Below are 9,580 nucleotides of genomic sequence, written 5' to 3' on the forward strand. Positions count from 1 at the left end.
GTGTGATCCGCTCGGCCCGCTCGCTGGCCGAGGCCGACGAGCGCCTGGGCGCCGTCCGCTCCGACGCGCACCTCGCGGCCGAGGTGGTCGCCGAGCCCCAGGCCGCCGAGTGGGAGACCACCAACGTGCACATGGTGGCACGCGCGCTGACCCGCGCGGCGTGGCTGCGCGAGGAGACCCGTGGCGGCCACTACCGCACGGACTTCCCGCGGCCGGACGACGCCTGGCGGCGCCGGGTGCGGGTGCGGCTGGACGGGGACGGGGTGCTGACGGTCGCCTGACCTAGCATCAGCGCCATGGGCTGGGAGTTCTGGATCGACCGCGGTGGCACCTTTACCGACGTCGTCGCGCGGCACCCGGACGGGGCGCTGACGACGCACAAGCTGCTCTCCGAGGACCCCGACCGCTACGCCGACGCGGCAGTGGCCGGTATCCAGCGCGTCCTCGCGGCAGCGGGTGCGGCGGGCACGGAGCCCGTCGACGCCGTCCGGATGGGCACCACGGTCGCCACCAACGCCCTGCTGGAGCGGGCGGGCGAACCCACGGTCCTGGTGATCACCCGAGGTTTCGGGGACGCCCTGCGGATCGCGTACCAGAACCGCCCGCGCATCTTCGACCGGCACATCGTCCTCCCTGAGCCCCTGTACTCGAGGGTCATCGAGGTCGACGAACGGATTGACGCGGACGGGACCGTGCTGTGCGCGCCGGACCTCGACGCGCTGGCGGTCGAGCTCGACCAGGCATATCGCGACGGCTACCGCGCCGCCGCCGTCGTCTGTGCCCACGCCTATCTGTACCCGGAGCACGAGCGCTCGGTCGCGGCGCTGGCGTCCCGGACCGGCTTCACCCAGGTCAGTCGCTCCGCCGAGGTGAGCCCGCTGGTCAAGCTGGTCCCGCGCGGCGACACGACAGTGGTCGACGCCTACCTCTCCCCGGTGCTGCGCCACTACGTGGATCGAGTGGCGAGCGACCTGACCGGGGTGCCGCTCCAGTTCATGCAGTCGAACGGAGGACTGACCGAGGCGCACCGGTTCCGCGGCAAGGACGCGATCCTGTCCGGTCCGGCCGGCGGGATCGTCGGCATGGTGCGGATGTCGGCGCTCGCGGGCCTCGATCACGTGATCGGGTTCGACATGGGCGGCACCTCGACCGACGTCTCGCACTACGCGGGTGAGCTCGAGCGGGTCTTCGACACCGATGTCGCCGGGGTGCGGGTGCGTGCCCCGATGCTGGACATCCACACCGTCGCCGCAGGGGGCGGTTCCGTGCTGCACTTCGACGGCAGCCGGTACCGCGTCGGCCCCGACTCCGCGGGCGCCGTCCCCGGTCCGGCCTGCTACCGGGGCGGCGGTCCGCTGACCGTCACCGACGCGAACGTGCTGCTCGGCCGGATCCAGACGGACCATTTCCCGTCGGTGTTCGGGCCACGGGGCGACCAGCCGCTCGATGCCGACGTCGTCCGGCGCAAGTTCGCCGAGCTCACGCAGGTCATCGGCGACGGCAGGTCGCCCGAGCAGGTCGCCGAGGGGTTCCTCGCAGTGGCCGTGGCGAACATGGCCGGCGCGGTCAAGCGGATCACCGTGCGCAAGGGGCACGACGTCACGCGGTACGCGTTGACGACGTTCGGCGGCGCGGGCGGACAGCACGCGTGCGCGGTCGCTGACGCCCTGGGCATCGAGACGGTGCTGGTACCCCCGATGGCGGGCGTGCTCTCCGCGCTCGGCATCGGCCTGGCCGACACCACGGTCATGCGCGAGCAGGCGGTCGAGGCCCCGTTGGAGCCCTCGGCCCTGTCCGGCCTCGACCGGACCGCCGGTGCCCTGGAGGCCACCGCACGCGCGGACCTCGTGGAGCAGGGCGTGGCGGCGCACGCCGAGGTCGTCGTCAGGCGGCGGGTGCACCTGCGGTACGACGGGACCGACACCACCGTGGTGGTGCGGCTCGACCGCCTTGACGCGATGGTGGCCGAGTTCGAGGCCGCGCACCGGACCATGTACTCGTTCCTGCTGGACCGGGCACTCGTCGTCGAGGCGATCTCCGTGGAGGCAGTTGCGCTCACGCCGCAACCCGATCTGTCCGCCGCGGCCGCGGGGTTCGGCGGCGCCGTCCCCGAGCCGCCGGTGGAGACCGTCCGGGTCTTCGCGGGCGGTTCATGGAACGACTGCCCGTTGCACAGGCGGGAGGACCTGGCGCCCGGTCAGGTCGTGACCGGGCCGGCGGTCCTCGTCGAGGACAACGCCACCACTGTGGTCGAGCCGGGATGGCGCGCCGAGGCGGTGGACACGGGTCACCTGGTCGTCCGCAGGGCCGAGCCGCGAGCCCGCGACGAGGTGTCCGCGGTCGCCGACCCGGTGCTCCTGGAGATCTTCAACAGCCTCTTCATGTCGATCGCGGAGCAGATGGGGTCGCGCCTGGAGGCGACGGCTCAGTCGGTGAACATCAAGGAGCGGCTCGACTTCTCGTGCGCGCTGTTCGACCCGGACGGAAACCTGGTGGCCAACGCGCCGCACATCCCGGTGCACCTCGGTTCGATGGGTACGTCCGTGAAGGAGGTGATCGCCCGCAGGCACGGGACGATCCGGCCGGGTGACACCTTCGCGGTCAACGATCCGTTCCACGGCGGGACCCACCTGCCGGACATCACCGTGATCACACCGGTCTTCGCGGAGACCGGCGCGGGGCCCGACGAGATCCTGTACTACGTCGCCTCCCGCGGCCACCACGCCGAGATCGGCGGGATCACCCCGGGTTCGATGCCCGCGAACAGCACGGACATCCACCAGGAGGGCGTGCTCCTCGACAACTGGCTGCTCGTCCAGGGCGGACGGTTCCGCGAGCGCGAGACCCGCGACCTGCTGGCCTCGGCGCGCCATCCTTCCCGGGGGATCGACACCAATCTCGCCGACCTGCGGGCTCAGGTGGCGGCGAACGCCAAGGGCGTCGAGGAGATCCGGGCGATGGTGACGCGGTTCGGGCTCGACGTCGTCCAGGCGTACATGCGGCACGTCCAGGACAACGCCGCCGAGGCGGTGCGCCGTGTGATCGACACCCTGTCCGACGGCCGGGTCGAGTACCTGACCGACGGCGGCGCCACGATCGCCGTGGAGGTCAGGGTCGACCGGGCCGCCCGGAGCGCCACCATCGACTTCACCGGCACCTCCGACCAGCTCGCGACGAACTTCAACGCGCCGTCGTCGGTGGCCACCGCCGCGGTCCTGTACGTGTTCCGGACGCTGGTCGCCGACGACATCCCGCTCAACGACGGCTGCCTGCGGCCGCTGACCATCGTGATCCCGCCAGGCACCATGCTCTCCCCGCAGTACCCGGCCGCGGTGGTGGCGGGGAACGTCGAGACGAGCCAGGCGATCACGGGTGCGCTGTACGCGGCCCTCGGCGTCCAGGCCGAGGGCTCAGGGACCATGAACAACCTGACGTTCGGTGATGCGACGCGCCAGTACTACGAGACGATCGCGTCCGGCTCGGGGGCGGGTGACGGGTTCGACGGGGCTTCGGCGGTCCAGACGCACATGACCAACTCACGGCTCACGGATCCCGAGGTCCTGGAGCTGCGATTCCCGGTGCTGGTGCGGGACTTCTCGGTGCGCACGGGATCGGGCGGCGCGGGCCGGTGGAGCGGGGGCGACGGCGTCACACGGGCACTCGAGTTCCGCGAGCCGATGAGCGCCAGCCTGCTCACTGGTCACCGCCGCGTGCCGCCCTACGGCATGGCCGGGGGCGCACCCGGAGCGCTCGGGAACAACAGGGTGCGCCGGGCCGACGGCAGCGTCGAGCACCTCGCCGGCTGCGACCGCGTCGAGCTCGGGGCAGGCGACGTCCTGATCGTCGAGACCCCGGGCGGGGGTGGCTACGGCGAGGCGTAGCCGGCTCAGCCGCGGACTCTGCGCCTAACCTCCGTGCTGAGCCGTCTTGCCAGCTTGCCGAGCGGACGCGGCAGCACCGCCATGCGCTCCAGCAGGCGAGCGACGGCGCCGACCAGGAAGAGCCAGGCGAGCACGGCCGGTGCGGTGACGATCTGTGCGATCTCGGGCCACTGCCAGACGAACAGGATGACGCCGGCACCACCCATGACCACTCCCAGGGCGAGCGTCCAGGAGACCACCGTCCCGATGACGATGACTGGGCCGAGACGGGCGCGCGTCGCCCGCTCGGACTCGACGGCCGCCTGAAGCGCGCGATTCCGCGCGGCGAGGGAGGCTGCGTGGCGGTGGTCCTCGGCAGGACTTCCCTGGGGGACGTGGTCAAGTGCTGCCGCCGCCACGAGGGTGTCGAGCACCAGCGGGGCCACCGACTCCATCGCGGCAAGCGCCTGGCCGTAGCGGGCGGCGGCGCTCAGATTGGCTTCCGAGGTCACGATTTCCTGGTACTCGGTGCGCAGGCTTGCCACGGACCGCGCGATGGACTGCAGGTCGCCGGAGTCCCGGCTCACTGCCGCAGTGGCCAGCGCCACCGTGGCCGTCCCTTCGTGGCTCAGCCAGACGCCGTCGTCCGCCGTGACCTTGCGCAAGGAACTCACGAGTCCTGCGACGGCGCCACTGAGCATGGGAGCGGCGCCTTCGACGTCCAGGACCAGTACGAGGAACCCCACCCAATCGAGCAGACGCAGTATGTCCGGTGCGCTCAGCTCCGACCGGTTCAGTCCGTCCAGACTTTCGGCGAAAGCGCGCACGTCTGAGCTGCTCGCCGCAGCCTCACAGCCGAGGAGCAGAACCGCTGAGAGCGCATCACCCGGCGACAACGCCCGAACTCGTGCGACTGCGTCGGCGGTCAGCCCGGCCCGGGCGTCCACCGCGCACAGGATCTGGACGGCGGCCAGCGCTGACGAGATGGTCATGCCGTCGTAGAACAGCGAGGGGAGCAGGGCGTGCAGCTCGCGGTCGCGTCGCGGGTCCCACTGCTCGGTGCGCGTGGACGGGACCGTTCGGCAGTAGTAGCGGGCCGCGACCACGACGTTACGGGTCGGGAACGGGTCGAGCGTGGGCCCGCGAAGCACGGCGGCCGGGTCGGCCGCGAAGAAATCGCGGGCCAGGACGTGTTGCCGAGTACTGGCCCGTCCCGTGAACCGGACGGTCCCGGCAGGGTCGGTGGGCTGCGTGGCGAGCACCAGTCCACCGTCACGGGTCGCTTCGATGAACCCGTCCGGGTCTGCCGTATCGCCTGCGGACACGACGTGCAGGGTGGGCCGGGCGCGCAGCCAGGACTCGGCCGGATCGTCGGGCCGGACCCGGTGTGCGTTCCGCAGGTGACCCAGCGTCGCGGCCAACGGGGTGTCGTCGCTCGACGGCCAGACGACGACCTCGGGGGTGCCTGCGCACGCGTACTCGATGCAGTTGGCGAGCAGCCCGACGGCTTCGTGCCAGTCCAGGGGCATCGCCGAGACGACCACACGCCAGGGTACGTGCTCGGCGGAGACCGCGAGCAGGGGCTCGCCCTCCGCGCTCTCGACCACGGTCAGGAGCCCGGAGAGCGCCGACTGCGGGATCGCGAGCCATGACCTGAGGTCGCCGAGCTGACCGGAGCTACTCAGCTCCGATTCGAGGTCGATGTCGAACGGATACCGCACGATCGGGCTGCCCGGCTCGGTGGTCCAGGGCCGCGCCGGAGCCGCCCCACGGCGGTCGAACCGCAGCGCTGTGCCGTCCGGAGTCTCGAGGTGCAGGTCGGCGGTCGTGAACTGGTGCAGCAGCACGAGTCCCCTGCCCCGACGGAGGAACGTCGCGATCTCCGTGGAGTGCTCCCGGACTGCCGCCCCCACGCGCCCGTCGGGATGCCGCAACGCGTTAGACGCGAAGACCACCGCGTCGTACTGCGACCGGCTGAGCGTGGCGAGAAGAGGGCCGCACTCGGCGTCCCGGACGACGTCGACCGCGACGGGCTTGCCCGCTGCGGTGAGCCTGGCGCACGCGTCGACCACTGATCGCCCGTCGTCCGCGTGGTACTGGCGGGTCGATTCCAGGCCGTCCACGAGCAGGGCGATGCGCACGTCGCTCAGGCTAGCCGCTGACCTGGTGGGGGACCGGCTCAGACGTGTGGGACGGATACGGTGGCCCCGTGAGCACCCTCCCCGTCTTCGCCACCCCCTCCACGGTCGCCCCGGGCCTCGACCCCGACTGGGTCGCCGGCACCGTGCGCATCGCCCTCGACGAGGACCTGGGCACCGCCCCGGGCCGGGACGTCACCTCGCAGGCGACCATCCCGCCGTCGGCCACCGGGGTGGCCGACCTCGTGGCGCGCGAGGACGGCGTGGTCGCGGGTCTCGTGGTGGTGCAGAACGTGCTGGACCAGGTCGCGTCCCGGCTGGCGCTGCCCGCCCCGACTGTCGTGTTCCACGCGCAGGACGGCGACGCCGTCGTCGCGGGGCAGGTGCTGGCGAGCCTGGAGGGCCGTACGCAGGTGCTGCTCGTGGCCGAGCGGACCGTGCTGAACCTGGCGAGCCGCGCGTCCGGCGTGGCGACGGCGACCCGCGCGTTCGCCCGCGAGCTGGAGGGCACGGGCGCCCAGGTGCTCGACACCCGCAAGACGACGCCGGGCCTGCGCGCCCTGCAGAAGTACGCCGTGCGCGCCGGGGGCGGTACCAACAAGCGCATGGGCCTGTACGACGTCGCCATGGTCAAGGACAACCACGTGGTCGCCGCCGGGTCGGTCGCGGCCGCGATCCGCGCCGTCCGCGAGATGTTCCCTGACGTCCAGATCCAGGTCGAGGCCGACACGACGGCCCAGGCGCTGGAGGCCCTGGCCTCGGGCGCGGACTTCCTGCTGCTCGACAACATGGAGCCGGCCCGCCTCGCGGAGACGGTCGTCGCCGTCCGCGAGCGGGAGGGGCACGACGGCGTCCCGGCGCACGTCGAGCTCGAGGCCACCGGCAACCTGACGCTCGGCAGGGCGCGTGCGGTCGCAGCCGCGGGCGTGGACTTCCTCTCCGTGGGCGCCCTGACGCACAGCGCGCCCATCCTGGACCTGGCCCTCGACCTGCGCGCCTGATCCTTTTTCTCCCCCGATTCCTGGATATCCGCCGGGACCGGTGTGTCCAACCGGGCGGATAAAGAGCACTCGGCAGGTGATGCGCACCGATAGAATCGGCCCCGTGACGACCGAGAACCCCGCTGCCTCCAGCGCCGCGACCCCGCCGACCGACGACCTGCCCGAGCAGCTGCGGATCCGGCGCGAGAAGCGTGAGCGCCTCCTGGCGCACGGCACCGAGGCGTACCCGGTCAGCGTCCCGGTCACCCACACCCTCGCGGAGGTCCGCGAGAAGTACGACCACCTCGAGGCAGGCCAGGAGACCGAGGACGTCGTCGGCGTCGCCGGCCGCGTCGTGTTCGTCCGCATCGGCGGCAAGCTCTGCTTCGTCACGCTGCAGGACGGCGAGGGCAACCGCCTCCAGGGCATGCTGAGCCTGGCGGCGCTCGGCGAGGAGGCGCTGGCCGCCTTCAAGACCGACGTCGACCTGGGCGATCACCTCTTCCTGCACGGCCACGTCGGCGCGTCGAAGCGTGGCGAGCTGAGCATCTTCGCCGACGAGTGGCGCATGGCGGCGAAGTCGCTGCGCCCGCTGCCCGTGCTGCACAAGGACCTGTCCGAGGAGGCGCGCGTCCGGCAGCGCTACGTGGACCTCATCGCGCGCCCCGCGGCCCGCGACATGGTGCGCCTGCGCTCCGGTGTGGTGCGTTCCCTGCGCGAGAACTTCTATCGCCGCAGCTTTCTCGAGGTCGAGACCCCGATGCTGCAGACCATTGCCTCGGGTGCGTCCGCGCGGCCTTTCTCGACGCACATGAATGCGTACGACCTGGAGCTGTTCCTGCGCATCGCGCCGGAGATCTTCCTGAAGAAGGCGGTCGTCGGCGGGGTCGAGAAGGTTTTCGAGATCAACCGGAACTTCCGTAACGAGGGCGCGGACTCGTCGCACTCGCCGGAGTTCGCCATGCTCGAGGCGTACGAGGCCTACGGCGATTACAACACCATCGGCGCGCTCACCCAGGATCTGGTGCAGACCGCGGCGCAGGATGTTCTCGGCACCACGCTGGTGACCCTTCCGGACGGTTCGGAGTACGAGCTGGGCGGCGAATGGGCAAATCTGCGGATGTACGACTCGCTCTCCGAAAGCCTCGGCGAGGAGATCACCGCTGCCACGTCGGTCGAGGAACTCGAGAAGATCGCGGAGCGCCTGGATGTCGAGGTCGGCAACAAGAAGATCCTCAATCACGGAAAGCTCGTCGAGACGCTCTGGGAGCACCGGGTGGGCGACCACCTGACCGCGCCGACGTTCGTGCGGGATTTCCCGGTGGAGACCTCACCGCTCACGCGCGACCACCGCACGGAAAAGGGTCAGGTCGAGAAGTGGGACCTGTACGTGCGCGGCTTCGAGCTGGCCACGGGCTATTCCGAGCTCGTGGACCCCGTGATCCAGCGCCAGCGCTTCGAGGCGCAGGCCAGGATGGCCGCCGCGGGCGACGACGAGGCCATGCTGCTGGACGAGGATTTCCTGACGGCCATGGAATTCGCGATGCCCCCTTCGGGCGGAATGGGCATGGGGATCGACCGCCTGCTCATGGCGCTGACGGGCCAGGGAATCCGGGAGACCATCCTTTTCCCGCTGGTCAAGCCGCAGGCCTGAGATATCGACCGCCCAGATGAGTTTGTGAGGATCTTGTGATGGATACGACGCTTGCGGTGCTCGCCGGGCTCACGCCCTCAGTCGGCGTGGGTCTGCTGTTCTGGTTTGCGATGCGTAAGATCCTGCGGGCGGACCGGCACGAGCGTGAGGCACTCGAGCGAATGGATCGCGAGGCCATGGCGGCCGCGGCGGAAAACACCGGGAATTCCGCTTCGCACTGATCCGGGTGGGCGAGATTATCGGGGCGGACCTGCGGGATCAAATCCGTGCACTTCACGTACCCGGGTGAAGTTTTCGTGATCGGTGTCACATGCCCATTATTGACATGTCAATATTGAGTGCGGCATGCTCGCGAACTAACCCCGGAATTTGTGGCGCGGAAGGGAAGTACCCGTATGGTTCAGAAGGTTCAGCTTGTTCTCGAAGACGACATCGATGGCGGTGCCGCCGACGAGACCGTGAACTTCGGCCTCGACGGCGTCTCCTACGAGATCGACCTCAATGCCGAGCACGCGGCCCAGCTGCGTGATTCGCTCGCTTCGTGGGTCGGCCACGCTCGCAAGGTGAAGTCCGCGGTCGCGCGGACCACCACCACGCGCCGGTCCCGCTCCGGCAGCGACACCGCCGCGGTCCGTGAATGGGCCAAGGCGAACGGCTACACGGTCAGCGACCGCGGCCGGATCGCGGCCGAGGTCCAGGACGCCTACGCGAAGGCCAACGGCTGACGCCGACGTACGCACGACGTTGGATTGCGCCCCGGCCGCCCCTCGACGAGGGGCGGCCGGGGCGCCGTGCTCTCGGGGCAAGAGCATCCGTCGCACGTCATTAGGCTGATCGCATGAGCAACCCCACCATCGCCCTGTGGATCGGCACCTATCCGAAGTCCGACGCCGCACCGGGCACCGGTGAGGGCGTCTGGCGCGTCGGCATCGGCGCCGACGGCCGGTT

At 70.8% G+C, this 9,580-nt stretch carries 6 protein-coding genes and 1 pseudogene; 6 read left to right on the forward strand and 1 reads right to left on the reverse strand.

The window, feature by feature from the left end; translation table 11 throughout:
• Both PROKR_RS13380 and PROKR_RS13385 read left to right on the forward strand, forming a co-directional pair.
• Window positions 1-281, forward strand: a pseudogene (locus PROKR_RS13380) (L-aspartate oxidase); the annotation flags it as partial.
• A gap of 15 nt (window positions 282-296) precedes the next feature.
• The gene (locus PROKR_RS13385) at window positions 297-3,881 is read left to right on the forward strand and encodes a hydantoinase B/oxoprolinase family protein (RefSeq protein ID WP_036964046.1); all 3,585 of its coding nucleotides are present in this window, start codon (window positions 297-299) and stop codon (window positions 3,879-3,881) included.
• 5 nt (window positions 3,882-3,886) lie between these two features.
• Here the strand turns inward: PROKR_RS13385 and PROKR_RS34860 are convergent, their stop codons facing one another.
• On the reverse strand, window positions 3,887-6,001 hold the full coding sequence (locus tag PROKR_RS34860; RefSeq protein ID WP_036964048.1) for a hypothetical protein: 2,115 nt from the start codon (window positions 5,999-6,001) through the stop codon (window positions 3,887-3,889).
• 68 nt (window positions 6,002-6,069) lie between these two features.
• Between PROKR_RS34860 and nadC the strand changes: the two genes are divergently transcribed.
• The 4 genes from nadC (at window position 6,070) to PROKR_RS13410 (ending at window position 9,357) form a co-directional block, all read left to right on the forward strand.
• On the forward strand, window positions 6,070-6,999 hold the full coding sequence (gene nadC / locus PROKR_RS13395; protein ID WP_036964050.1) for a carboxylating nicotinate-nucleotide diphosphorylase: 930 nt from the start codon (window positions 6,070-6,072) through the stop codon (window positions 6,997-6,999).
• A gap of 79 nt (window positions 7,000-7,078) precedes the next feature.
• Entirely contained in the window at window positions 7,079-8,632 is a 1,554-nt protein-coding gene (gene lysS, locus PROKR_RS13400) for a lysine--tRNA ligase (protein ID WP_425414890.1), read from the forward strand.
• A 38-nt stretch (window positions 8,633-8,670) separates the two neighbouring features.
• Window positions 8,671-8,853 carry a hypothetical protein gene (locus tag PROKR_RS13405; protein ID WP_036964055.1) on the forward strand — a complete coding sequence of 61 codons (183 nt, stop codon included), beginning with the start codon at window positions 8,671-8,673 and terminating at the stop codon, window positions 8,851-8,853.
• A 174-nt stretch (window positions 8,854-9,027) separates the two neighbouring features.
• On the forward strand, window positions 9,028-9,357 hold the full coding sequence (locus PROKR_RS13410) for a histone-like nucleoid-structuring protein Lsr2 (RefSeq protein ID WP_020017955.1): 330 nt from the start codon (window positions 9,028-9,030) through the stop codon (window positions 9,355-9,357).
• Window positions 9,358-9,580: the final 223 nt, after the last annotated feature.

Source organism: Promicromonospora kroppenstedtii DSM 19349, assembly GCF_000515355.1.
Lineage (GTDB): Bacteria > Actinomycetota > Actinomycetes > Actinomycetales > Cellulomonadaceae > Promicromonospora > Promicromonospora kroppenstedtii.